Source organism: Acidimicrobiales bacterium (assembly GCA_041394245.1).
In the GTDB taxonomy this organism is placed as follows: domain Bacteria; phylum Actinomycetota; class Acidimicrobiia; order Acidimicrobiales; family Aldehydirespiratoraceae; genus JAJRXC01.
Window position 1 is genome coordinate 1,286,586 of the sequence record JAWKIR010000002.1, and the last position, 24,997, is coordinate 1,311,582.

A 24,997-nucleotide genomic window follows, 5' to 3' on the forward strand; every position below is an offset into this window, starting at 1 on the left:
ACACGTCGGGGAAGTCGACACAGATCGGGTGGTGGGGTGGGGTTGCCGCTCATGCGACGTGGGCCCTTTCGTCGACGAGGTCGAGTCCCGACCCCAGGAGCAGATACAGCACGGCCATCCGCACGGCGATGCCGTTCGTGACCTGTTCGGTGATGACCGCGTTGGGTCGATCGGCGACCTCGCCGTCGATCTCCACCCCCCGGTTCATGGGCCCGGGATGCATGATCAGCGCGTCGTCGCGCAGCCGGGATGCGCGGGCCGCCGTGAGCCCGTACTCCTCATGGAATTCTCGAAGGGTCGGGACGACGGGCTTGCCCTGTCGTTCGAGCTGCATGCGCAGCAGGTAACAGATGTCGAGGTCGTCGATGACCTCGTCGAGGTCGTGGGTGACCGTCACCGGCCAGCCCTCCAGGCTGGGCGGGAGCAGCGTCCGGGGCGCCACGAAGGTCACCTCGGCACCCATCGTCGCGAACCCGATGGCGTTGGAGCGGGCGACTCGGGAGTGCTTGATGTCGCCGATGATCGCGATGCGGCGCCCGTCGAGGTCACCGAGGTGACGGGTTGCGGTGTAGATGTCGAGCAGCGACTGCGTCGGATGCTGGTGCCAGCCATCGCCGGCATTGACGACGCGGGCATCGGTCCACTGGGTGATCCGGTGTGGGGCCCCCGCTCCCGCGTGGCGGATGACGATGCCGTCGACGCCCATGGCCGAGATCGTCTCGACCGTGTCGCGCAGCGACTCGCCCTTGTTCACCGAGGAGGAGCCGACGCTGAAGTTCATGGTGTCGGCCGAGAGCCGCTTGGCCGCGGTCTCGAACGAGAGCTTGGTGCGCGTCGAGTCCTCGTAGAACAACCAGGCGATCGTCTTGCCCCGCAGCGCGGGGACCTTCGGGATCTGGCGCTCGCTCACCTCCGCGAACGACTCGGTCAGGTTCAGGAGCTGCTCGATGTCGTCGCGATCGAGGTCGGCCATCGAGAGCAGGTGTCGCATGGCGCTCACGACACATCTCCGAGATCCACGCCATCGTCGTGCACGTCGACGAGCTCGTCGCGTCGGGTCGGCAGGTTCTTGCCGACATAGTCGGGGCGGATCGGCAGCTCCCGGTGACCGCGGTCGACCATCACCGCGAGCTGGATCGCCTGCGGCCGCCCGTAGCTGTGGATCGCGTCGAGCGCGGCTCGGACGGTGCGTCCGGTGTAGAGCACGTCGTCGACAAAGACGATCACCTTGCCGGTCGGGTCGACGGGGATCTCGGTCGGGGCCTCGAGCTTGACCGGCCGCAGCCCGAAGTCGTCGCGGTACATCGTGGCGTCGAGGCTGCCCACCGGCACGTCGCTGCCCTCGATCTCGCGGATGTCGTCGACGAGACGCCGGGCGAGACCTACCCCGCCCGTTTGCAACCCGATGATCATCAGGTCGGCGGCGCCGTGGTTCCGCTCGAGGATCTCGTGCGCCATCCGACGAACGGCTCGGGTGACATCGTCCGATGTCATCACCCGGGTCCGGGCCCGGAAATCGCCGCCGGATGGCGGCGCAGCCAGGCGACGTTCACGCTCTGCCACGTTGTCCTTCTCTCGTCCGTATGAGCCTCTCCGGACTCATTTCACGGTCGGAAAGGGAACGTAACAGACGCGTACGCCGCGACCCCGCGCGGTTTCCTGTGGATATCGCGCGTCCCACGGATATCGAGCGAACCCCGGTCCGCTCCCGCCGGCGCAATCAGGCCGACCGGCGCCACACGCCGGGGGCGAGGGTTTCGAAACCGGCGGCGCGGGCGACGGCCTCGGAGGCGTGATTGTCGGCGGCGATCTCCGCGAGGACGTCGGTGATCTCTCCGGTCGAGAAGGCCCACTCGAGCACCAACGAGACGGCCTCGCGAGCGAGACCACGACCACGCCGGTCCTCCTGGAGCCACCAACCGATCATCGCCGCCTGTCGGCCGGCGTCGAACGCGGAGAAGCCGATCTCACCCATCACGGCATCGTCGGTCGGGTCGGCGATCACGAGATCGAAGGCGAGACCGGCGAGTCGACGCGCCTCCCAGCCCGCGATCCACCGGACGGCTGCCTCGACCGAACGATCGGGCGGCGGTTCGGAACCGGCGGCGATCCGCACGTCGTGCCACGCCGCCGAGAGAGCGGCGGCGTCCCCGATCGCCCACGGGCGCAGTCGGAAGCGATCAGTGGCGAGGTCGGGGACCTCGAGGACGACCGGACCGGGAGTCACGCCTCGCGGGGACGGAGTTCGTCGGCCACCGAACGCAGCACACCGTTGAGGAACCGGGGTGAGTCCTCACCGCAGTACTGCGTCGCCAACTCGACCGCTTCGCTCAACACCGCGCCGGTCGGCACGTCGGGCCGTGACCGCAGTTCCCATGTCGCCATGCGCGCGATGACGCGGTCGACGACCGCCATGCGGTGGATGGTCCAATTGGTCAGGTTGCGACCGATGATCTCGTCGAGCTGGGCACGGTCGGCGTCGACCCCCTCGACCACGGCGACCGCGTAGTCCTCGAGCGGGATCTCGCGCGACGCGAGACCTTCCGGCACCGGATCACCGGTGAGCTCGGTTTCGTAGAGGAACGACAGCGCCTCTTCACGCGCTTCGCGACGGCCACCGAGGCCCGAGCCGGAAGGATTCACGCTCGGCTGAGGTATTCCCCGGATCGCGTGTCGATCTTGACCCGCTCCCCGGTCTCGATGAAGAGCGGAACCTGGATCACGAGGCCGGTCTCGAGCGTCGCCGGCTTGGTGCCGCCCGACGAACGATCGCCCTGGAGACCGGGTTCGGTCTGCGCGATGGTCAACTCGACGGACGCCGCCATGTCGGTGCCGACGATCTCGGTACCGAACATGAGCAGGGTCGCGGTCGAACCGTCGACGATGTAGTTGCCCGTGTCGCCGAGGGCTGCGGGCGAGACATGGATCTGCTCGTAGCTCTCGTTGTCCATGAAGACGTAGTCGTCGCCGTCCTTGTAGAGGAAGTTCATCTCGCGCTTGTCGATCGTGGCGCGTTCGACCTTCTCACCGGCACGGAAGGTGCGCTCGACGGTGCCACCGGCGCGGACGTTGCGGAGGCTGGTACGGACGAAAGCGTGTCCCTTGCCCGGCTTCACGTGCTGGAAGTCGACGATCTGGAACAGGCCGTCGTCGAGCTCGAGGGTCATCCCGTTCTTCAGATCGTTGGTGGTGATGGTCGGCACGGGAACTCCTGGCTGTCTTGACTTAACGCGAGGTCAGCGAGATCTTCGGGGAACGAGTCAGCGGTCGGCAGCCGTCGTCGGTGACGACCACCATGTCTTCGACCCGGACGCCGCCGATGCCGGGAAGATAGATCCCGGGCTCGACGGTGATGACCTGGCCGGGCTGGAGGATAGCGGTGTTGCCGGCCCGGACCGAGGGGAGCTCGTGGATGTCGAGTCCGACGCCATGACCGGTTCCGTGGCCGAACTCCGGGCCGTAGCCCTCCTCGGTGATCAGGCTGCGGCAGACCCGGTCGATCTCACCGACCTCGATGCCGGGCCGTACGGCGGCAACACCGGCGGCCTGGGCCCGGGTGACGAGATCGTGGATCGCGATCGCGGTCTCGTCGGGTGTGCCCACGACGAAGGTGCGGGTCATGTCGCTGCGGTAGCCGTCGACGACCGACCCGGCGTCGATCACGACGAGATCACCGTCGACGAACACCCGATCGCCGGGTCGGGCGTGGGGAAGCGCGGCATTCGGTCCGCCGGCGACGATCGTCTCGTAGGCCGGACCCGAGGCTCCGCGGGCTCGCATGCCGTCGTCGAGCGCGTCGGCGAGTCGACGTTCGGTCGTGCCCGGGACCAGGAGGGGGGCCACTTCGGCCAGGACCTCGTCGACGATCTCGGCCGCGCGCTGCATGCGGGCGAGCTCGGCCGCGTCCTTGACGCTGCGCAACTCGGTGATCATCGACTGCGTGGCCACGAGGTCACCCTCGAGCACCGCCTCCCACCGTTGCTGCGCGGCCCAGCTGATGTCGTCGGCCTCGAGGGCGACCCGGCCCAGCCCGCGAAGGCGCACCGCGCCATCCCCCACCACATCGGCGCTCACCTGGACCTCGACCGGCGCACCGCTGTCGGCGATCTGGGCTGGTGCCTGGGTGGCGTAGCGGCTGTCGGTGATCAGTGTCGCCGCGCCTGGTGTCACCACCAGGACGCCGAACGATCCGGTGAACCCGGTGCACCAGCGAACGTTGGTGAGGTCGGTGATCACGAGGGCATCGGCCCCGGCGTCGGCGGTCGCGGCACGGACCCGGTCGAGCCGGCCGTCGACGCGGATCGGCGGCAGACCGGTCGTCACGCGAGGAGCTCGGCCATCGCCTCGGCGGCGAGTCGATAGCCGTCGCCTCCGAACCCCGAGATCGACCCGGTCGAGACCGGGCTGACGACCGACGTGCGCCGCCACGGCTCCCGGGCATCCGGGTTGGACAGGTGGAGCTCGATCACCGGGCCGTCGAAGGCGGCCAGCGCATCGTGGATCGCCCACGACGAGTGCGTGAACGCACCGGGGTTGACGATGATCCCGGCATGAGCGACGCGGGCGGCGTGGATCGCGTCGATGAGCTCACCCTCGTGATTCGACTGGAGCGCCACGATGTCGAAGCCCCGGGCATCGGCCGCGGCGGTGGCCGTGCGCACATGGTCGTCGAGGGTCGCCGTTCCGTAGATCTCCGGCTCCCTCGAGCCGAGCAGGTTGAGGTTCGGTCCGTGCAACAGCAAGACGGTGGGTCGACTCATCGGATGGCCTCCATGGCATCGGCGAGCACGGCACGATCGACCCCGACGACGGTCTCGACGCCGTCGTCGCCGTCGAGCACCAGGGTGATGCCGTCGATCGCCTTCTTGTCGCGGCTGAACAGGTCGAGCAGTTGCTCGGGGTCGAGATCGGGAGGCAGCGAATGCGGCAGGTCGTAGGCCGACAGCACCCGGCGGTGCTCGGCCATCCGGGCCTCGTCGATCCGACCCAACCGCAGCGCGACCTCGCCGGCGTAGGCGATGCCGACCGCGACGGCCTCCCCGTGGCGCAGGTCGTAGGCGCCGGCCGTCTCGATCGCGTGCGCGAGCGTGTGGCCGTAGTTCAGGATCGCCCGGCGACCGCCCTCGCGCTCGTCGGCGGCGACCACCGCGGCCTTGATCCGCACGCACGCCGCGACCCGCTCCTCGATGTCGAGTTCGTCGAGGCGACCGCCCCCGAGGAAGTGGTACTTGGCCACCTCGCCCACACCGCTCCGGTACTCACGGGGCGGAAGGGTCTTCAGCGTGTCGGTGTCGCAGAGCACCGCCGACGGCTGCCAGAACGCTCCGACGAGGTTCTTGCCCTCCGGAAGGTTGACGCCGGTCTTGCCACCGATCGCGGCGTCGACCTGTCCGAGCAGGGTCGTCGACACACTGACGAAGCGGATCCCGCGGTGGTAGACGGCGGCCACGAAGCCGGCCAGGTCGGTGACGACGCCACCACCGACGCCGACGATCGCGTCGGCTCGCGTGAAGCCGGCCTCGGCCATCCGGCGGCACACCTGCTCGACGACGGTGAGGGACTTCGCCGCTTCCCCATCGGGGACGGCGATGACCTCGTGATCGACCCCCGGATCCACATCCCACGGGATGCCCGCCTGAGTGATCACGGCGACCCGCCTGGCCCCCTGGGGAACGACCTCGGGCAGGAGTTCACGAACGCCGGCACCGACGTGGACGGGGTAGCTCCGCTGCTCGAGATCGACCGAGATGGTGATGGTCATGCCGGGGCTCCTTCCATCGCCGCCACGATCGCGTCGACGCAGTCGACGTGGCGCATCGAGGTGGTGTCGACCCGAAGATCGGCGACCTCGAGATAGCCGGGATTTCGCTCGTCGATCTTGTCGCGGAGCGCGGCCCGGACGTCGCCCTGCAGCAGCGGCCGACCTCGTCCGGATCCGACACGGGCGGTGAGCGCGTCGATCGAACCATCGAGCCAGACGACGAATGCGTCGACATTGCGCAGGAGCTCACGGTTCGCGGCGGTGACGACGATGCCGCCGCCGGTCGATACGACCGCCGGCGACGCGAGAGCTTCGCCGAGCGCTTCGGTCTCGAGTTCTCGGAATCGCTCCTCGCCGTCGTGCTCGAAGATCTCGTCGATCGGCGCGCCGGCCGCCTCGACCACGAGTTCGTCGGTGTCGACATGGCTCATCTCGAGCCGCCGCGCCAGGGCGCGCCCGACCGTCGACTTGCCCGACCCCATGGGGCCGACCAGCACGATGGCGCGAGACGACATGCCGTGAAGGGTACCGGTCGGCCACCGGCCCGTCGGGATGGGTTTCGCCCGATCCCCGCGTCAGAGGATCGCGTCGGCGAAGAAGACGACCACGACGGTGCCTGCGGCGAGGGCCGGTCCGAACGGCATCGACTGCGAGAGCAGACGAGCGGGCTGACCGTCGTCGCCGGCCTCCGGATCGGGAAGGACGTCACGCGAGAGCCGACGACGCAGAACGGCGATGAGCAGACCGCCGATTCCCCCGACGAGGCAGGACAGGAGGAGGGCGTAGAAGACGAGGCGGAACACCGGCGTCCACCCCACCCACACCGAACCCGCGGCCCAGCCGAGGTGCAGCCCGAGCAGGAGGGCGAGTTTCACGTCGCCGAACCCCATGCCACGGGGTGAGATCAGGTGCATGACGAGCAGGAACCCTCCGTAGAGGGCCATGCCACCGAGCGCCTTGGTGATCGCCGACGGCCGGTCGATGCCGATGCCGGCCACCACCATGGTGAGCAGCGACAAACCCAGCGACGGGAACACGAGTCGATCCGGCAGCCGGTAGACGTACATGTCGATCACCGAGAGACCGAGCGTCGACGTGACGAGCACGAGCGGTGGCAGCAGCGTCCACTCCCAACCGTGGTCGACGGCGACCGCCACCCACAGAAGCATCGTCAGGACCTCGACGACGGGGTATGCAGGCGTGATCCGGTGACCACAGTGAGGACAACTGCCCTTCAGCCGTACCCAGGACAGAACCGGGATCGTGTCGGCATGGCCGAGTGTCTGATCGCAGAACGGACAGCGTGAACGCAGCGTGAGCGGCGTCTTGTCGGGGATCCGATCGACGAGCATCGTGACGAATCCGCCGACCACCAGACCGATCGGGACGGCGAGGAGGATGACCAGGAGGTCCATGGGAAACGGACCCTAGGGCCCCGAGCTCAGCTGTCGACGGAACCCAGGAACTTCAGGAGAAGTCCGCGGTTGACGCTGTCGTCCTCGGCCTCGACGGCTGCGAGGGCGGCGTCGCGTTCGGCATCGGTGGTCGCCCGGGCGGCGGCCGCGACGGCCTTGGCCGCCTTCGGGCTCAGGTTGGCGAGCTGACGGGCCATCTCGGCCGGGTCGAGCTCGTCGTCACCGTCGATACCGGCGCGTGCACCGGCGAAGATGTTCTCGCCGGCATCCGTGTCGTCGAATCCGCCCTCGTCGGCCTCGATGGCCTCGAACCCGGTCTCGTCGGCGACGAGGTCGTCGCCGTCGAACGAGGACAGGTCGTCGAGCGGATCCTCCGACGACGACAACGCGGCCAGGCTGGGCTCGACCTCGTGACGGGGGGCCTCGGGGTCGAAGTCGTCGTCCTCATCGGTGGCGAATGTCGGCGCGTCGTCGAGGGCGTCCAGCTCGTGGAGCAGCGCCTCGGGCTCGCCCGGTGTCGCGTCCTCGAAGACATGTGCATCGGCGGTGGCGACGGCCGACTCGTAGGAATCGTCCTCGATGGGCGCAGGCTCGAAGCTGGAGGGAGCAGGCATGTCGGCGGGCTCGTCGATGAACTCGACCAGGCCGAGCTCAAGCAATTCCTTGACCAGACGACAGGAGTCGATCTCGTTGAGCTTCAACGCCTCGGAGACCGCGCCCACCTGGCAGCCGGAACCGATCGCCGCGATGCCGCTCCAGCGGTGCTGGTCGACCATGACGTCCGGGCCGCTGAGGGCGGGGCACAGACCGACCCACACGTCGAGCGACGGGATGACCTGTTCGATCGCCCGCCATTCGACGAGCATGTTCTCGGCTGCACCGAGGACGGGCTCCATGGCGAGCGGCTCGCCGGCGTTGGGTGACTGGGCATCGGCCTCGAAGGTGAACGAACCGGCCGAGAACCGCAGCAGGCCGAACACGACCTCTTCGTTCGTCGGTTCGTAGCTGACGGCCGAGGCGAGCTCTGTCGCCACGACGTCACCCTCGGCGACCCACACGCTGCCCGAACCACGGTCGCCCGTGATGCGGAGTCGGCCGGTCTTCGCGGTGGACGCGAGCAGCCGTAGTACGTCGGGTAGGGCAAAGGTGTCGAGTGTGCCCGAAAGCGCCACGGTGACCTCCGAAGTCGTGCGAACACCTGACCATCGGCACGGGGAACCGGGGAAGTGAGGACTACGCGAATTTGTTCTCGACGACGGCCCGCATGGCCGCGATCGGCGCGTCGACCCCGGTCCACAACGTGAATGCGGCGGCCGCCTGACCCACGAGCATCGACAAACCGTTGTGGGCGGTCATCCCGCGATCGCGGAGCGCGGCGAGCCACGGGGTCTCGATCGGCTCGTAGACGAGATCGACGGCCACCTGGTCGGGGCCGAGCAGCGACGGGTCGCACGGCATCGACAGATCGGCGCCCATCCCCATCGATGTGGCGTTGACCACCAGGTCGGCGGTCGGCACTTCGGCTTCCGAGCCGGTGCGCCCCACCGAGCCGGCGAGGGCGGCGGCCACCGCCCCGCGCTCGGCAGTCCGATTCACGACGGTCACGGTCCTCGCGCCGGCACCCGCGCACGCGTGGACCACGGCCCGCGCCGCCCCGCCCGCGCCGATCACGACGACCGTGCGGTCACGCACGTCGAATCCCGCATCGACGCGGAGGCCGGACAGGAAGCCGGCGCCGTCGGTGTTCTCGGCCCGGATCCGACCGTCATCGAGGCGGACCAGACAGTTGGCCGCGCCGAGCGCCTCGACCGCGTCGGAACGGTCGTCGGCCGCCGCGGCGACCGCGTCCTTGTGGGGCATGGTGACCGACATGCCGCCCAGCCCGAGCACGCGCATCGCGTCGACGGCCGCGGCGCCGTCTCCGGCGATCACGGGCAGCGCGACATAGACCCAGTCGAGCCCGGCTGCGGCAAATGCGGCGTTGTGGATCGCCGGCGACAACGAATGACCGACCGGATCACCGATGACGGCAGCAACGGTTGTCTGGCCGCCGATCATCCGCAGCCGAGGTTCTTCTCGACACAGATGGCGACATTGGCGTTGTGTTCCTCGATGGTGACGGCGAAGGAATGGCTGCCGTCCTCGTCGGTGAGCACGTAGAAGAACCAGTCGCCTTCCTCGGGATTGAGGGCGGCATCGAGGCTCGATTCGCCGGGCGCTGCGATGGGCGTGGGTGGTAGGCCGGCCAGACGACGGGTGTTCCAGCGGTTGTCGGTGTTGTCGAGATCCGCCTGGGTGATGTCCTGGCACGAAATGCCGGCACCGAAGCAGACGGCTGCGTCGACACCCAGCGGCTCGCCTGCGGCGAGCCGGTTCCAGATGACACGGCTGATCTTGGGTCGGTCCTCCGGGACCTTCGCCTCCTCCTCGATCAGCGAGGCGATGATGACGATGTCGTATTCGTCGTAGCCGAGCTCGATCGCCTCGGGGGGCAGTCCGCCCGACTCCTCGAGCAGCCGGTCGATTCGGGCATCCATCTCGGAGGTCATCCGGCTCACCATCAGGCGCTCGTCGGCGATGTCCTGCTCGGGGACGTCGTAGAAGGCAGGGAACAGCAGCCCCTCGTGGGGGAAGAAGGCGGCGTTCTCCTCGCGGAGGTACTTCGAGAACAGCTCCGGGTCCTGGAACGCGACCCGCAACTCCTCCTCGTCGAAGACGTCGTTCTCGTCGAGGAGCCGCTCGAAGGTCTGGGCGAACGTCAGACCTTCGGGGATCTTCACCGTGAAGATCTCGGGCACATACGGACCCTCGGCGAGGACGTCGACGACCTCCTGGTAGGTCATGTTCTCGAACATGGTGTAGTCGCCGGCCTGGAACTGGACCTCGGTGTCGCATCCGAGGAATCCGGTGATGGTGATCTCGCCGCCGTTGGGCACGTCGCAGCGCAACCAATAGCGAAACACGGTCGCGTTGTTGATGATCCCCGCATCGGCCAGCTTCGTCGCAACGTCGTTGACCGCGGCGCCCGATTCGATGGTGAACGCGATCTCCTCGCCGTGATCGCCACCGGCGTCGATCTGGTCATCGATCCACGCATAGACGCGATTGCGGGCGGTCACGACCACCACGAGGACGAGCACGACCAGACCGATCACCCGGAGGAAGCCACCCCAACTGGTGCGGTAGCGCACCCAGTTGCGATCGTCGGCGTCGTAGCGCGGATCGACCAGCGGTTCCGCCCCCGGGTCGTCTTCGAAGACGTACTCGACGCCATTGGCGTCGTAGCCGGCCGACACCACCACACCAGGAGGCGCGGCGTAGTCGGGCAGGGCGACGATGGGCACTTCCTCGCCGTCGGGCCCGACCGCCATCGGGGGCGGTGTCCGCGGGACCGCCTGCGCGGGCCGGACCACACGGGTGGCCGGACGGCGGGGCTCGTCGGTCGGGATCAGCGGGAGGTCGGTCGCGCTGGGCGCGACCGGTGGAGCTTTCGCCGCCTCCGGGATCTCCTCCTCGGCCTGGCCGGTCAGGAACGCGGCGAGGCTGCGTTTCGGCTTGCGCGGCTCAGCCACGGGGCATGCCTCCGTCGAGCCAGGCCTGGAGCATCACTGCCGCGGCGACCTTGTCGACGACCCGGCGGCGGGCGTCTGCCTTCATCTGCTGTTCCATGAGGGATCGCTCCGCGGTGACGGTCGTCAGCCGTTCATCGTAGGGAACAACGGGCACGTCAAGGGTGTCGCCCAGCACCTTTGTTTCGGCGAGGTACTTCTGGGCCTGGGGTCCGATCGATCCGTCCATGTTGTAGGGCAGCCCGACCACGACGATCTCGGCCTCCCATTCCTCGACCAGCGCGGCGATCTCGCCGTGCTCGCGACGACGATCACCCGAGCGCTTCAGCACCTCGATCGGCATGGCCAGCGTGCCGTCGGAATCACTCACCGCGACCCCGATCCGCTTGCTGCCCAGGTCGAGCCCCAGGGCTCGCACGTCAGGCGATGCCGGCCGCGGCGCGGGCTTGGTCGAGTGCCTCGTCGAGCGCAGCGGCATCCTTGCCTCCGGCCACGGCGAGATCGTCGGCCGGCTTGCCGCCGCCGCCGACGGTCTTCTTGGCCTCTTCGATGAGGGCTCCGGCCTTGTGGGCGCTCTCCGGGGTGACCGCGGCGGCGAGCGCCACGCCCCCACCGCCGAGCTCGGCCCCGAGCACCACGGCATTCACGCCGCTCTGATCGCGGACCGAGACGGCGAGATCGCGCAGACCGTTGCGGTCGACCCCGTCGACGCGGGCGACGACGACGCCGTCGATCGCCTGCGCGGCGAGCGCCGGAGCTTGCCCGACCGCCATCTGCTGCTTGAGCTTGGCGACTTCGGTACGCAGCGCCTTCGCCTCGGCCTGGAGCCGTTCGATCCCCTCGGCGAGCTCGTCGGGCTGCACGCTCAGGCTCCGAGCGGCCGCCGTCGCCGTGGCGTCGATGCTGCGCATCAGTTCGATCGTCGCCATGCCGGTGACGGCTTCGATGCGACGGATGTTGCTGCCGATCGACCCTTCGGAGACGACACGGAGCGCGCCGATGTCGCCCAGCGCCCGCACGTGGGTGCCGCCGCACAGCTCGATCGAGTTCGGTCCGGCCTCGAGCACGCGAACCACATCGCCGTACTTGTCGCCGAAGAACGCGATCGCGCCGAGCAGTTGTGCCTCGTCCATGGTCGTCTCGAAGTGACGGCACGAGGGATTGCTGATCACCTCGGCGTTGACGAGGTCCTCGACCTCGGCGATCTGCTCGGGGGTCACCGCCTCGTAGTGGCTGAAGTCGAATCGGAGGCGATCGGGACCGACCCAGGATCCCTGCTGCTTCACGTGGTCGCCCACGACCTTGCGCAGCGCCCAGTGGAGCAGATGGGTCGCCGTGTGGTTGCGTCGGATTGCGGCGCGACGGTCGTTGTCGATGGTCGCAGTAGCCGACTGACCGGTCGAGATCTCGCCCTGCAGGTCGCCGATGTGGTGAACGACGAGGCCGGGGACGCCGTAGCGGGTGTCGGCGATCGTCGCCTCGCCCGTCTCCGTGCGAATGGTGCCGGTGTCACCGATCTGCCCACCAGACTCGGCGTAGAACGGGGTGCGGTCGAGCACGATCACCCGGTCGTCGGCATGCAGGACGGTCGCCTCGGTCGCGACCTCGTCGCGGCCGGTGAAAACGGTCTCGCCGTTGGCCGCGACAAGGGCCGACAGATCGCCCGTGTCGCCGGCGGAGGCCACCTTGCGGGCATCCTTGGCCCGCTTCTGCTGGTCGGCCATCGCCGCACGGAAGCCCTCGACGTCGACCTCGACGCCCCGCTCGGCGGTGATCTCCTGGGTCACCTCGAGCGGGAACCCGTAGGTGTCGTGAAGGAGGAACGCGGTGTCGCCCGGGAGCGGTTCGCCGGCGCCCAGCGCGTCGATCTTGTCGTCGAGGATGGTCTGGCCGGTGCGCAGGGTCTCGCGGAACCTGACCTCTTCTCGATCGATCACGTCGCGCACGAAACGATGGTTCTCGACGAGGGCCGGGTAGTCGCTCCCCATGACCTCGACGACGGCATCGACCATGCCGCCCATCACCGGGGTCTCGACGCCGAGGAGGTACGCGTGGCGCACCGCCCGGCGCAGGATGCGGCGCAGCACGTAGCCGCGGGCCTCGTTGGACGGGAACACCCCGTCGCTCACCAGCATCGATGTGCTGCGGGCGTGATCGGCGAGGATGCGCAACGACACGAGTTGTTCACCGTCGACGGTCGCCGGGTCGAGGCCCGTCAGGTCGGCCGCGGCCTGCTGGAGGGCGCGCAACTCGTCGGTGTCCCACACCGAGTCGACGCCCTGGAGGACCGAGACGGTCCGCTCGAGCCCCATGCCGGTGTCGATCGATGGCTTCGGCAAGGGGGTTTTCGACCCGTCCTCGGCCTGATCGAACTGCATGAAGACGAGATTCCAGATCTCGATGTAGCGGTCTTCGCCGCCGTGTTCGGGCCCGCCGTCGGCCCCGAACTCGGGGCCCTTGTCCCAGAAGATCTCCGAGCAGGGACCGCACGGCCCGGTGTCGCCCATCTTCCAGTAGTTGTCCTCGTCGAGTCGCTGGATGCGCCCGGCCGGGACACCGACCTCGTGCTCCCAGATCGCCGCGGCCTCGTCGTCGGTGATGTGCACGGTGACCCAGATGCGTTCGGGGTCGAGGCCGAGGGTCTCGGTGACGAATTCCCAGGCCCACTTGCAGGCATCGGACTTGAAGTAGTCGCCGAAGCTGAAGTTGCCCATCATCTCGAAGAAGGTGAGGTGGCGCTTCGTTCGTCCGATCTCGTCGAGATCGTTGTGTTTGCCGCCCGCCCGGACGCACTTCTGGATACTGACGGCCCGCTCGTAGGGCGCAGGCTCCTCGCCGGTGAAGTAGGTCTTGAACGGAACCATGCCCGCGACGGTGAACAGCAGCGATGGGTCGTGGGGAATCAGGCTCGCGGACGGCTGGTAGGTGTGGCCGCGCTCGACGAAGAAGTCGGTGAACGCTCGGCGAACTTCGTTGGCCTTCATGAGCGAACAATCCTAACGATCGCGGACGGAGACAGGCGATCCGGTTTCGCCCGTCGATCCGGACTCAGGCCTTGCGGGGCCGGGTGGGTCGTCGATGGGGGCGCGCCACCGTGCCCGCCTCGCCGGGTACGCCGGGGGCGTACTCCCTGCGCAACTCGGCCTCCCGTTCCCGCATCGCCTCGGCTCCCTCGGCTGCCGCCTCGCGGAGATCGATCACAACGTCGCGCGCCCTGTCGGCAGCCTGGCGCCCGAGGACGGCCACGTCACGTCGGACCTGCTCGGGGGTGTAGTACTCGACAGCGCGGCGCACCCTGCGCTGGACGTAGACCGACGTGCCGAGACCGGCGGCGTAGCCCACGGTGGACCAGAAGACCCGTTTCATCTGAGGCGACTCCCCACGTCGATGGCGCGGCGGCGAGACCGAGTCCCCCGCATCCGCCAGGTCGCCCGCCCGGCGCCGGCCACGATCGACGCGGTCTTGATCAGCGGGGGCGCCACGGCCCGGTACGCCAGCCGGGACGCGACATCGGCCGTGGTCGTGATCCGCTCCGCCTTGTCGAGCACGGCATCGACCCGCTCGAGCTCATCACCCGCCTTCGTGACGGTGTGCTGGAGATCGTGGACCATCGGCAGTGTCGCACCACGCAGGTCGTCGACCGTCGCCCGGAGTTCGCGCAGCGTGCGCACCAGCGCCTGCACGGCGAGCACCATCACGACGACCACGGCGAGGCAGACGACCGAGACGATCACGGCAGCGAGGTCGGCAGCGGACATCGCACCAGTGAACCCGTCGCTCCCCGCCCGTGGGGGGATGGTCAGGTCGTTCGGCCGGGCCAGTGCTCGTCGAGTTCAGCCTCGTGGCCGTGCGACGTCGGCTCGTAGAACACCGAACCGACGAGTTCGTCCGGGAGGTACTGCTGGGCAACCCAACCCTCGGGCGCCTTGTGGGGGAGGCGGTACCCGTTGCCGTGGCCGAGGCTCGCCGCTCCCTTGTAGTGCGCATCGCGCAGATGTGGAGGAACCTCGCCGGTCCCGGCCGAACGTGCCGCTTCACGCGCCGCGAATATCCCCTCGGTGACCCGGTTCGACTTGGGTGCGGTGGCGAGATGGATCACCGCCTGGGCCAGGTTCAGCTGTGCCTCGGGGAGGCCGACGAACTCGACGGCCTGCGCCGCCGCGTTCGCGATCAGCAGCGACTGCGGGTCGGCCATGCCGATGTCCTCCGAGGCGAGGATCACCAGCCGCCGAGCGATGAAACGTGCGTCCTCGCCGGCCTCGAGCATGCGGGCGAGCCAGTAGAGCCCGGCATCGGCGTCGCTGCCCCGGATGCTCTTGATGAACGCCGAGATGACGTCGTAGTGGCCGTCGCGGCCGTAGCGAACCGCTTTCGCGTCGACCGCGCCTTCCGCGTCGGGGAGGGTCACGTGCAAGGGTCGGCCCCGCTCCGAGGCCAGAGCGACCGCGACCTCGGTCCCGGTGAGCGCGTGTCGCCCGTCGCCGCCGCTGCGCGCCGCCAGGTGGGCCACGGCGTCGTCATCTGCCGTCGCGCCCTCGATCTCGAGCCCCCGTCGGATGAGCTCGGCGATGTCGTCCTCGCCGAGCGCCTGCAGCCGGAACAGCGTCGAACGCGACATCAGCGGAGGGTTCACCTCGAAGTGGGGGTTCTCCGTCGTCGCCCCGATGAGGACGATCAGACCCTCCTCGACCGCGGGAAGCAGCGTGTCCTGCTGGGCCTTGTTGAACCGGTGGACCTCGTCGAGGAAGAGGATGGTCCCCTGGCCCCGCTCGCCGAGGCGCTGACGGGCCTTGGCGATGACCTCGCGGACGTCCTTCACCGACGCCGTCACGGCCGACAGTTCCTCGAAGACCTTCTCGGTCGTCGTCGCGACCAGACGAGCCAGGCTCGTCTTGCCCGTGCCCGGCGGACCCCAGAAGATGACCGACGACAACCGATCGTTGTCGATGAGGGCCCGCAGTGGTTTTCCCGGCGCGAGCAGATGGCGTTGCCCGACGACTTCGTCGAGGTTGCGGGGCCGAAGCCGGGCCGCGAGCGGCGACCGCCCCTCGAGGCGGGACTGTGCCGCCGCGCTGAAGAGATCGTCGCTCACCGCGACGACCCTAGAGCAGTGCTCAGGCATCCCCCGCAGTTGCCGATAGGGAAATGGTGAGAGACATCATTCCTTTCATTTTCTGGCCGTGGTTCGCCGTGTCGTGCTTCATCCTCCTGCGTCGCCGTGTGTCACACGGCAGCTGGCGGGCGATGGGGCCGAAGGAGACCTTCGAACCGATCGAGTTCCCGCCGCCGCCAGGTGACACGCTGCCGGAACCGTCGACACTCGTGCCACGACCGGAAGGAGTCGGCCCCGAGACCGACCAGGCGAATGGCCCGGCCGTCGCCGTCATGGCGCAGATCGATCCCGACCGGCCACGGGCCCGCTCGCTGGCCGACGCCGTCGACGGGATCGCCATGCCGTGCGACCTGGCCCCGCTCATGGGCTCCGGCCCGCTCAACCCCCGCGAGGTCGCGTTCTTCACGACGGGGTTCACGCCGACCACGGTCGGCGCCGCGCTGGCCGACGAGTTCGAGCGCCTGGGGTACGAGATCACCCCGCTCGACGATCGCTCGATCCGAGCCGCTCGTGGACCGGACTCCATCGAGGCCCGCCTCCTCAGCCACGAGCTCACCGCACCCGAAGTGATGCGCGAGCTGCACCCCAGCGCGCCGCTCGATGCCCTCGTCGTGGAGATGAAGCTGATCTGAGTCAGGTCGCGGGTGGCAGCACCCGCAGACCGAGCTCCTCCAGATGGGTGGCATCGATCGGCGACGGCGCATTGGTCAACGGGTCCGCCCCCGACTGGGTCTTCGGAAAGGCAATCACCTCGCGGATGTTGGTCTCACCGACGAGCAGCATCGTCAGACGATCCGTGCCGAACGCGAACCCACCGTGCGGTGGGGCGCCGAAGCGGAAGGCATCGAGCAGGAACCCGAACTTCGCCTGCGCTTCCTCTTCGCCGATGCCGAGCAGCTCGAAGATCCGGCGCTGCACGTCGGGACGATGGATCCGGATGCTCCCCGACCCGAGCTCGACGCCGTTGAGTACGAGGTCGTAGGCCTGAGAGCGCACGTCGAGCAGCGCCTCACCACCCTCGTCGAGGAGATGCACGTCGTCGGCGTGGGGCATCGTGAAGGGGTGGTGTGCGGGGATCGGCTTGCCCCCGTCGCCCAGCGCCTCGAACAGCGGGAAGTCGACGACCCACAGGAACTGGAGTCCGCCCTCGTTGACGGGGGGACGGCCCAACTCGAGCCGGAGCAGGCCGAGCACATGACGCACGAGGCGCCGTTCGTCGGCGACGAGGAACACCATGTCGCCGGGTGTGGCTTCGAGCGCGGCGATGACCTGCGTGGACTCCTCGGGTGACAGGAACTTGGCGACACCGGCGTCGAGCGCCGGCCCGCCGTCACCTTCGACGACCTTCATCCACGCGAGGCCCTTGGCGCCCCAGCGCTGGCAGGTCTCCACGAGCCCGTCGATCTGGTTGCGGCTGAGCGCATCGACCCCGCCCTCCATCCGGATGCCCTTCACGCAGGGTGCCTGGAAGACCCGGGCCTCGGTGCCTTCGAAGATCGGCGTGAGCTCGACGAGCTCCATGCCGAACCGCACATCGGGCTTGTCGGAGCCGTAGCGCTCCTGGGCATCGAGCCAGGTGATGCGGGGGAAGTCGGTGGGACGCTCACCGGTGACCGCCTCGGCGGCCTCGGCCACGGCGTGGGAGATGACCGAGAACACGTCCTCCTGGTCCACGAAGCTCATCTCGGCGTCGAGTTGCATGAACTCGAACTGCCGATCGGCGCGCAGGTCCTCGTCTCGCAGACAGCGGGCGATCTGGTAGTAGCGGTCGATCCCACCCACCATGCACAGCTGCTTGAACAGCTGCGGGCTCTGGGGCAGGGCGTAGAAGCTTCCCGGCTCCTTTCGCGAGGGCACGACGAAGTCGCGGGCGCCTTCCGGCGTCGACGCGATCAGCATCGGGGTCTCCACCTCGACGAACCCCTGCTCCTCCATGCCGCGGCGCAGCGCGCTGTTGACCGCCGCTCGGGTGCGCAGGTTGCGCTGCATGCGGTCCTTTCGCAGATCGACGTAGCGATGGCGCAGCCGGATGGTCTCGTCGACCTCGGTGCGCTCGTCGAGCGGGAACGGCGGCGCCTCGGCCTCGGCCAGGATGATGATCTCGGTCACCTCGATCTCGATCTCACCGGTGGCGAGATCGGCGTTGGCGGTGTCGTCGGGGCGCAAGCGCACCTCACCGGTCATCGATGCGACGTACTCACTGCGGAGGTCGTGGGACCGGTTGACCACGCACTGCACCACGCCGGTGCGGTCGCGGAGATCGATGAAGGCGAGGTGTTCACCGTGCTCGCGCCGCTTGTCGACCCAGCCGCAGACGGTCACGGTGCGCCCGACGTCGGCTGCGGTGAGCGTGCCGCACATGTCGGTTCGTTGGGAGGTGGACAGATCCATCGTGTTCTCAGTCTCTCTGGTTCAGTTCTCGGTGAGTGCGCGGATGTCGCGCACGAGATCGTCGAGGCCGACGCGGCGTTGGCCGCTGTCGCCGCGCAGGTCGCGGAGTGTGACTTCGCCGGCCGCGACCTCGTCTTCGCCGATGATCGCCGCGTACGGGGCACCCGAGCGATCGGCCACCTTCATCTGGGCCTTCATCGAGCGCCCGCCGTAGGCACGATCGGCCCCCACTCCCCCGGCCCGCAGACGCTCGCAGACGTCGAGGGCGTGGTCGCCGCCGGTGACATCGACGACGAACACCGACACCGCCGACGGCGGGGCGGGGAAGACCCCCTCGGCATCGCAGGCGAGCAGAATCCGATCGACGCCGAGCGCGAACCCGATACCCGGGGTCGGCGGGCCGCCGAGGTCTTCGACCAGGCCGTCGTAGCGGCCGCCGCCGCCGACGGCGTTCTGCGCGCTCTCGAGCGAGGTCGCCGCGAACTCGAAGGTGGTCCGGGTGTAGTAGTCGAGCCCGCGGACGAGCCGGGCGGAGATGGTGTAGTCGACGCCGAGCGCATCGAGCCCCGACCGGACTGCGGCGAAGTGTTGTGCGGTCTCGTCGGCGAGGAAGTCGACCATGACGGGCGCGTCGTCGATGATCGCCTGATCCTCGGGCCGCTTGGAATCGAGGACCCGCAGGGCGTTTCGTTCGAGGGTGACCTGCGACTGGGTCGAGAGTTCGTCGCGGTGATGGCCGAGATAGGCCGTCAGGGCGTCGAGGTAGGCGGGCCGACAGGACGCGTCGCCGAGGCTGTTGAGCGAGAGTTGCACGTTGCGGAGTCCGAGCGACTCGAAGAAGCGCGCCGCCAGTGCGATCACGTCGATGTCGGCCTGTGGGTCGTCGGCGCCGAGCACCTCGACACCGACCTGGGTGAACTGGCGATAGCGGCCCGCCTGCGGCTGCTCGTAGCGGAACTGTGGCCCCTCGTACCAGACCTTCCACGGCGGCACGGGGCGGTGTTCGGCGTAGGCCCGGCAGATCGAAGCGGTCAGCTCGGGCCGCAGGGCGAGGTGTTGCGGCGGATCGCCCTTGTCGAGGAAGTCGAACATCTCCTTGGTGACGACGTCGGTCGACTCACCGATGCGTTTGAAGACGCCGAGATCCTCGAAGATCGGCGAGACCACTTCACCGAAGCCGCCGAGGCCGGCGGCCAGTGCGAAACGCTCGACGAGCGCGCGACGTCGGCCTGATTCGGGCGGAAGGATGTCGCGGGTGCCTTTCGGGGCACGGAAGGTCGGCTCGGCCACAGCCGCTCAGGCTACCGGTGGCGTCCGCCGACCTCGTGGAGGTTTCCCCGAGAGTTGGCGCGTCAGTCGTCGGTACTCGAGGTGCCCCCGCCCGGCATGAGCCGATAAGCGTCGTAGACGGCTTCGACGGCGAGCAGACGCGAGAGCACCGTGTCGAGCTGGCTCAGATCGGCCAGTTCGAACTCGAACTGCATCTTGGCGATCGCGTCGTCGCCCGTCTCGGTGGCGACACCGATGACGTTGAGTCCGTGCTCGGCCAGCACCTTGGCCACGTCGACCAGGAGCGAGGTGCGGTCGAGGGCCTGCAACTCGATGGTGGTCGCGAACCGGCCGTCGTGATCGGCATCCCACTCGACCTCGATCAGTCGATCGGGCTGGCCCTCCTGGAGCGTCGTCGCGTTGAGGCAGTCGGCCCGATGGACCGAGACCCCCCGGCCCCTGGTGACGAAGCCGACGATCTCGTCGGGTGGCACCGGAGAACAGCACCGGGAGATGCGGATCATGATGTCGTCGAGTCCCTCGACGTGGACACCGGCCGAACCCGTCGCCCGTCGCTTGGCGCCGATCCGTCGACTGACGTTGGCCGGCAACCTCGGCTGGTCCTGGTCGCTCGACGGCTCGTCACCGCGCAATTCCTTGGCGATGCGATCTGCGACCGTCGAACCGGCCACATGACCCTCACCGATGGCCGCGTACAGCGAATCCTCGTCGGCGTAGTTGAGCTGCTCGACGACACCGACGAAGACCGCTTCCTTGACGATCCGCTGCGCCGGGAGACCTTCGCGCCGCAGGGCCGACAGGAGCTCGTCGCGCCCCTGCTCGATGGCATCCTCGCGCCGTTCACGGGTGTACCACTGCTTGATCTTGTTGGCGGCCCGGCGACTGGCGACGAACTTCAGCCAGTCGCGGCTCGGGCCTGCACCTTCGACCTTCGAGGTGAAGATCTCGACGCTGTCGCCCGACTCGAGGCGGGTGTCGAGCGGGACGAGCCGACCGTTGACCTTCGACCCGATGCACGCGTGGCCGACATCGGTGTGGACGCTGTAGGCGAAGTCGACCGGGGTGGCCCCGACGGGCAGTTCGAAGACCTTGCCCTTCGGGGTGAAGACGTAGACCTCGTCCTGGTCGAGATCGACCTTCAGGTTGTTCATGAACTCCGACGGGTCGGAGGTCTCCTGTTGCCACTCGACGATCCGGTTCAGCCAGGCCATCTCGCTGCCGGCTTCGCCGTCCTTGTAATCGGAGTGGGCGGCGACGCCGAACTCGGCCCGCTGGTGCATCTCACGGGTGCGGATCTGCACCTCGATCGACTTGCCCTGCGGGCCGACCACCGTCGTGTGCAACGACTGGTAGAGGTTGAACTTGGGCATCGCGATGTAGTCCTTGAACCGACCCTGCACCGGCCGCCAGGTCGCGTGGATCGAGCCCAGGGCGCCGTAGCACTCGCGAACGGAGTCGACGATCACCCGGATGCCCACGAGGTCGAAGATCTCGTCGAACTCCCGCCCCTTCACGACCATCTTCTCGTAGATCGACCAGAGGTGTTTCGGACGGCCGTCGATCTGGGCGACGATGCCGAGCTCGGCGAGGCGGGCCTGAACGTCGCCGAGCACCTGGGCGAGATAGATGTCGCGTTCGGGGGCCCGCTGATGGACCATCTGGTCGATCTCGGCGTAGCGCCGCGGATGCAACGCCGCGAACGACAGGTCCTCGAGCTGCATCTTCATCTCTTGCATGCCGAGGCGATGGGCCAGCGGGGCGTAGACGTCGAGTGTCTCGCGGGCAGTGCGCTCCTGCTTGAACGCGGGAAGCCCGGCAACCGTTGACAGATTGTGGAGGCGGTCGGCGAGCTTGATGATCAGCACCCGCATGTCGGACGCGATCGCCACGATCATCTTGCGCATGGTGGCTGCCTGCTGTTGCTCCTTCGTGTCGTACTTGACCCGTTCGAGCTTGGTCACACCGTCGACGATGCGCGCCAGGTCGGCCCCGAACTCCTTTTCGAGCAACGCGAGATCGACCGAGGTGTCCTCGACGGCGTCGTGGAGGAGCGCCCCGGCGATCGTGATGTCGTCGATCCCCTGCCGGGCGACGATGGTGGCAACGGCCACCGGATGACGGACGTAGGGCTCCCCGGACTTGCGGTACTGGCCTTCGTGGGCGCTGGCGGCGAGCGCGAACGCCCGCTCGATCAGGGTCGTGTCGCCCTTCGGATGGTGCTGCTCATAGGCCGCGAGCAGTCCCGCGATCTCCTGCGACGTGGAACGGTTCGGGCCCCGCCGCCACGGAAGGACACGGGTGACGGTCGACATCAGTCGCCTCCGACCGAGACCACGCGCTCGATGCGCGCACCGTCGAGGCGATGGCGGCCTCCGAGGAAGTCGAGTTCGATCAGGAACCCGAACCCGACGAGGACACCGCCGTGTCGACGCACGAGCTCCGCCGTCGCCGCTGCCGTGCCGCCCGTGGCGAGCACGTCGTCGATCACGAGCGCCCGCTGTCCCTCGCCGATGGCGTCGGTGTGGATTTCGAGGGTGTCGGTTCCGTACTCGAGGCCGTAGTCGACCGACGAAGTCGAGAACGGCAGCTTGCCGGGCTTGCGGACGGGCACGAAGCCGAGCCCGAGCTGACGGGCGACCGTCGCACCGAACAGGAACCCGCGTGCCTCGATACCGATCACGACGTCGACGGCGGAACCGGACCACGGCTCGGCCATCGCGCCGATCGCGGCCTCGAAGCCGATGGGATCGGCGAGCAGCGGCGTGATGTCCTTGTAGACGATCCCGGGCTCGGGAAAGTCGGGGATGTCCCGGATGAGTCCTTGCACGATTCCGGCTGCGGCCATACCGCACACCGTACCGCCACTAGCGCTTCTTCTTTTTCTTCCTCGGGCGGGGCGGTGCGGTACCGCCCGGCCGGGGGCGGTCGGTCGTCGGCCGGGCCGGCGTGGCCCCGACCGAGACCTCGTCGATGGTGACCGAACGGGTGGACTCGCCGGCGAGTCCCTTCGCCTCGATCTTGCGGGCAACCGCACGATGACCGTCTTCGCGTTCCTTCAGGAACGCCACGACCGCGGAGGCGACCGAGATCGACGAGTAGGCGCCGACGACGATTCCGATGAGCAGCGCGATCGCGAATTCCTGGAGCGTGAGCGCGCCCAGGAACAACGAGCCGACCACGAGCATCGAGAGCACCGGGATCACCGAGGTGAACGAGGTGTTGATGGAGCGCATCAGCACCTGGTTCAGGGCCGAGTTCATCATCTCGGTGTAGGTGTAGCGCCCACTCGCCGAGAGTCGACCATCGAGTTCCCTGACCCGGTCGTAGACGACGATCGTGTCGTAGAGCGAGTAACCCATGATCGTGAGGAAGGCGATGACCGTCGCCGGGGTCACCTCGAACTGGAAGATCGAGTAGATCCCGACCGACAAGATGATGTCGTGGGCGACGGCGACGAGCGCACCGACGGCCATCTTCCACTCGAGCCGGACCGCGATGTAGCCGGCGATGATGATGAAGAACCAGATGAGCGCATTGCGAGCCTGGTGCGTGATCTCCGTGCCCCACGACGGGCCGACCGTCGTCACGCTGACGTCGGTGGTGTCGGCGCCGGCCAACTCCGCGAGTACGGCGGTCACCGCGTCGATCTGCTCGGGTGTGTCGAGATCGGCGCGCACCCGCACGCTGTCGCCACCGAGGATCTGGATCTTCCCGGCCGCAGCGTCGGTGTCGGCGAGCGCGTCCCTCGTGTCGGCGACCGACGCGTCGGGGGCGAAGACCTCCCACGAGGTGCCACCCTCGAACTCGATGCCGAGGTTGAGGCCCTGGGTCAGCAGCGAGCCGATGCTGAGCGCGACGACCACCCCGGACACGGCGAGCATCCATCGCCACATCCGCGGGAAGTCGAACTCCTGCTCACCGCGGTACATGAGTCGAAGGGTCTTCACGATGCGACCTCCGCCGGGACGATGCCGTAGCGGCGCGGGTGTTCGGTCATCGATGCTCTCTCGGCCATCAGACGTACCAGCGGCCCCATGAAGAAGTAGGTCGCCACGAGGTCGAGCACGGTCGCGAGTCCGAGGAAGAGCGCGAAGCCCTTCACCTGCCCCACCGTCAGGACATAGAGCACCACCGCGGCGATGAGGCTGGCGACGTCGGCCTTGACGATCGTCGAGAAGGCGATGGGGAACGAGCGTGCCACGCCGGAGCGAACGGTTCGCCCCCGTCGGACGTCTTCCTTGAGGTGCTCGAAGAAGACCACGTTGGAATCGACGGAGACACCGACCGAGACGATCAGGCCGGTGACGCCGGCCAGTGTCAATGCGAGGCCCTGTGAGTCGCCGAGCCACGCGATGATCGTCCAGAGCATGGCGCTCGAGATCACGAGGCTCGCGATCGCGACGAGACCGAGGATCCGGTAGTAGGCGATCAGGTAGAGCGACACGAGCAGGAGCCCGAGGATGCCGGCGGCGATGCCGGCGTTGAGCGCGTCCTCGCCGAGGCTCGACGAGACGGTGCGGCTCTCCTGAGGGGTGAGCTCGACCGGCAACGAGCCGAACCGCAGGATCAGGGCGAGATCCTTCGCCTCACCCTCGGTGAAGCTGCCGGTGATGCTCACGTCGCGACCGAAGTCCGTGCCCTGGACGGCCGGCGCGCTCTCGACTCGACCGTCGATCTCGATGGCGATCCGCCCGGTCGGACAGTCGGCGGACCGGGTGAAGCAGATGGTGGCGAGCGCATTGAAGTCGTCGGCACCCGGGCTGCCGGCCCGGAGCTCGACGCCCACCGACCATGTCGGGGGCGTGCCACGCAGGAGGGCGGTTGCGCCGCTGACGACCTCACCGGTCGTGCGGCCGTCGGGGTGGGCCACCTGGTCGATGAGGAGCGGGGCCGGGCCGAGCAGCAGTCGGGTCTCGAGCGCCGATTCATCGGCGAGCGGGAGCACCGAGAACTCGTCGGCGCCGGCATCGGGGGTCAGCGTCCAACGGTCGACGAACGCCTGGGCCTCGGCGATCGTCGCGTCGTCGACCTCGTTGTCGGGGGAATCGGCATTCTCGAGAATCGTCATCGACGACTCCAGGACCAGCTGACCCTGGAGGTCGAGGGCGTCGACCACCGGGCGGAACCGCAGCTCGGCGGTCTGCCCGACCAGATCGAGCGCCCGCTGCTGATCGTCGACGCCCGGGATCTGGACGAGCACGGTCTGGCCCTGGCGGCTGATCTCCGGCTCGCGCACACCGAGACCGTCGACCCGGTTGCGGATGACGTCGATCGCCTGGTCGAGGATCTCGTCGGACACCGGCGACCCGTCGGGATTGGGTTCAGGCTCCAGCACCACGGACGCGCCGCCCTGGAGATCGAGCCCGAGGAGCGGCTCGTTACCGACCGCAAATGTGTAGACGAGCCCCGCGACGGCGAGCGCGACCATGCCGATCGCGTAGGTGACCTGACGCCGCAT

The 24,997-nt window shown here is 68.4% G+C and carries 25 protein-coding genes; 1 reads left to right on the top strand and 24 read right to left on the bottom strand.

Annotated features, from left to right (window positions below):
- Nucleotides 1–49: 49 nt before the first annotated feature.
- From R2707_06480 to R2707_06565, 18 genes are all read right to left on the bottom strand, one after another.
- Nucleotides 50–991, bottom strand: coding sequence for an aspartate carbamoyltransferase catalytic subunit (locus tag R2707_06480; GenBank protein ID MEZ5244721.1), 942 nt, complete (start codon nt 989–991; stop codon nt 50–52).
- 5 nt (nt 992–996) lie between these two features.
- Nucleotides 997–1,563 carry a bifunctional pyr operon transcriptional regulator/uracil phosphoribosyltransferase PyrR gene (gene pyrR / locus R2707_06485; protein MEZ5244722.1) on the bottom strand — a complete coding sequence of 189 codons (567 nt, stop codon included), beginning with the start codon at nt 1,561–1,563 and terminating at the stop codon, nt 997–999.
- Nucleotides 1,564–1,720: 157 nt separating this feature from the next.
- Complete coding sequence (locus tag R2707_06490; GenBank protein MEZ5244723.1) at nt 1,721–2,227, bottom strand: GNAT family N-acetyltransferase; 507 nt, start codon at nt 2,225–2,227, stop codon at nt 1,721–1,723.
- Complete coding sequence (gene nusB / locus R2707_06495) at nt 2,224–2,643, bottom strand: transcription antitermination factor NusB (protein MEZ5244724.1); 420 nt, start codon at nt 2,641–2,643, stop codon at nt 2,224–2,226. The genes R2707_06490 and nusB overlap by 4 nt, the downstream gene beginning before the upstream one ends.
- A complete protein-coding gene (gene efp, locus R2707_06500) occupies nt 2,640–3,203 on the bottom strand; it encodes an elongation factor P (GenBank protein ID MEZ5244725.1) in 564 nt (187 codons plus the stop codon). The genes nusB and efp overlap by 4 nt, the downstream gene beginning before the upstream one ends.
- Before the next feature lie 22 nt (nt 3,204–3,225).
- Nucleotides 3,226–4,323 (bottom strand): Xaa-Pro peptidase family protein, encoded by a 1,098-nt coding sequence (locus R2707_06505; protein ID MEZ5244726.1) that lies wholly within the window; start codon nt 4,321–4,323, stop codon nt 3,226–3,228.
- Nucleotides 4,320–4,760: a type II 3-dehydroquinate dehydratase gene (locus tag R2707_06510; protein ID MEZ5244727.1), complete on the bottom strand. Its 441-nt coding sequence runs from the start codon at nt 4,758–4,760 to the stop codon at nt 4,320–4,322. Before R2707_06510 ends, R2707_06505 begins: the two co-directional genes overlap by 4 nt.
- Complete coding sequence (locus R2707_06515; GenBank protein MEZ5244728.1) at nt 4,757–5,761, bottom strand: 3-dehydroquinate synthase family protein; 1,005 nt, start codon at nt 5,759–5,761, stop codon at nt 4,757–4,759. Before R2707_06515 ends, R2707_06510 begins: the two co-directional genes overlap by 4 nt.
- The gene (locus R2707_06520) at nt 5,758–6,276 is read right to left on the bottom strand and encodes a shikimate kinase (GenBank protein MEZ5244729.1); all 519 of its coding nucleotides are present in this window, start codon (nt 6,274–6,276) and stop codon (nt 5,758–5,760) included. The genes R2707_06515 and R2707_06520 overlap by 4 nt, the downstream gene beginning before the upstream one ends.
- Before the next feature lie 60 nt (nt 6,277–6,336).
- On the bottom strand, nt 6,337–7,176 hold the full coding sequence (locus R2707_06525; GenBank protein MEZ5244730.1) for a prepilin peptidase: 840 nt from the start codon (nt 7,174–7,176) through the stop codon (nt 6,337–6,339).
- A gap of 26 nt (nt 7,177–7,202) precedes the next feature.
- Complete coding sequence (locus tag R2707_06530) at nt 7,203–8,348, bottom strand: DUF4388 domain-containing protein (GenBank protein ID MEZ5244731.1); 1,146 nt, start codon at nt 8,346–8,348, stop codon at nt 7,203–7,205.
- A 61-nt stretch (nt 8,349–8,409) separates the two neighbouring features.
- Entirely contained in the window at nt 8,410–9,234 is an 825-nt protein-coding gene (aroE, locus tag R2707_06535; protein ID MEZ5244732.1) for a shikimate dehydrogenase, read from the bottom strand.
- Nucleotides 9,231–10,748 (bottom strand): endolytic transglycosylase MltG, encoded by a 1,518-nt coding sequence (gene mltG / locus R2707_06540; protein ID MEZ5244733.1) that lies wholly within the window; start codon nt 10,746–10,748, stop codon nt 9,231–9,233. Before mltG ends, aroE begins: the two co-directional genes overlap by 4 nt.
- On the bottom strand, nt 10,741–11,223 hold the full coding sequence (gene ruvX, locus R2707_06545; GenBank protein MEZ5244734.1) for a Holliday junction resolvase RuvX: 483 nt from the start codon (nt 11,221–11,223) through the stop codon (nt 10,741–10,743). The genes mltG and ruvX overlap by 8 nt, the downstream gene beginning before the upstream one ends.
- Nucleotides 11,165–13,729, bottom strand: coding sequence for an alanine--tRNA ligase (gene alaS / locus R2707_06550; GenBank protein MEZ5244735.1), 2,565 nt, complete (start codon nt 13,727–13,729; stop codon nt 11,165–11,167). The genes ruvX and alaS overlap by 59 nt, the downstream gene beginning before the upstream one ends.
- 64 nt (nt 13,730–13,793) lie before the next feature.
- Nucleotides 13,794–14,111, bottom strand: a complete 318-nt coding sequence (locus tag R2707_06555; GenBank protein MEZ5244736.1) for a hypothetical protein — start codon at nt 14,109–14,111, stop codon at nt 13,794–13,796.
- On the bottom strand, nt 14,108–14,503 hold the full coding sequence (locus tag R2707_06560; protein MEZ5244737.1) for a hypothetical protein: 396 nt from the start codon (nt 14,501–14,503) through the stop codon (nt 14,108–14,110). Before R2707_06560 ends, R2707_06555 begins: the two co-directional genes overlap by 4 nt.
- 41 nt (nt 14,504–14,544) lie before the next feature.
- Nucleotides 14,545–15,837 carry a replication-associated recombination protein A gene (locus tag R2707_06565; GenBank protein MEZ5244738.1) on the bottom strand — a complete coding sequence of 431 codons (1,293 nt, stop codon included), beginning with the start codon at nt 15,835–15,837 and terminating at the stop codon, nt 14,545–14,547.
- A 53-nt stretch (nt 15,838–15,890) separates the two neighbouring features.
- Here R2707_06565 and R2707_06570 point away from each other — a divergent pair, with 53 nt between their 5' ends.
- Complete coding sequence (locus tag R2707_06570) at nt 15,891–16,490, top strand: hypothetical protein (GenBank protein ID MEZ5244739.1); 600 nt, start codon at nt 15,891–15,893, stop codon at nt 16,488–16,490.
- Nucleotide 16,491: 1 nt separating this feature from the next.
- Here R2707_06570 and aspS read toward each other — a convergent pair whose 3' ends face one another.
- The 6 genes from aspS to secD form a co-directional block, all read right to left on the bottom strand.
- Entirely contained in the window at nt 16,492–18,249 is a 1,758-nt protein-coding gene (gene aspS, locus R2707_06575) for an aspartate--tRNA ligase (GenBank protein MEZ5244740.1), read from the bottom strand.
- A 21-nt stretch (nt 18,250–18,270) separates the two neighbouring features.
- The gene (gene hisS / locus R2707_06580) at nt 18,271–19,539 is read right to left on the bottom strand and encodes a histidine--tRNA ligase (GenBank protein ID MEZ5244741.1); all 1,269 of its coding nucleotides are present in this window, start codon (nt 19,537–19,539) and stop codon (nt 18,271–18,273) included.
- 62 nt (nt 19,540–19,601) lie between these two features.
- Nucleotides 19,602–21,851 carry a bifunctional (p)ppGpp synthetase/guanosine-3',5'-bis(diphosphate) 3'-pyrophosphohydrolase gene (locus R2707_06585; protein ID MEZ5244742.1) on the bottom strand — a complete coding sequence of 750 codons (2,250 nt, stop codon included), beginning with the start codon at nt 21,849–21,851 and terminating at the stop codon, nt 19,602–19,604.
- Nucleotides 21,851–22,384 (bottom strand): adenine phosphoribosyltransferase, encoded by a 534-nt coding sequence (locus R2707_06590; protein ID MEZ5244743.1) that lies wholly within the window; start codon nt 22,382–22,384, stop codon nt 21,851–21,853. The genes R2707_06585 and R2707_06590 overlap by 1 nt, the downstream gene beginning before the upstream one ends.
- A 19-nt stretch (nt 22,385–22,403) precedes the next feature.
- On the bottom strand, nt 22,404–23,486 hold the full coding sequence (gene secF / locus R2707_06595) for a protein translocase subunit SecF (protein MEZ5244744.1): 1,083 nt from the start codon (nt 23,484–23,486) through the stop codon (nt 22,404–22,406).
- Nucleotides 23,483–24,997 (bottom strand): protein translocase subunit SecD, encoded by a 1,515-nt coding sequence (gene secD, locus R2707_06600; protein MEZ5244745.1) that lies wholly within the window; start codon nt 24,995–24,997, stop codon nt 23,483–23,485. Before secD ends, secF begins: the two co-directional genes overlap by 4 nt.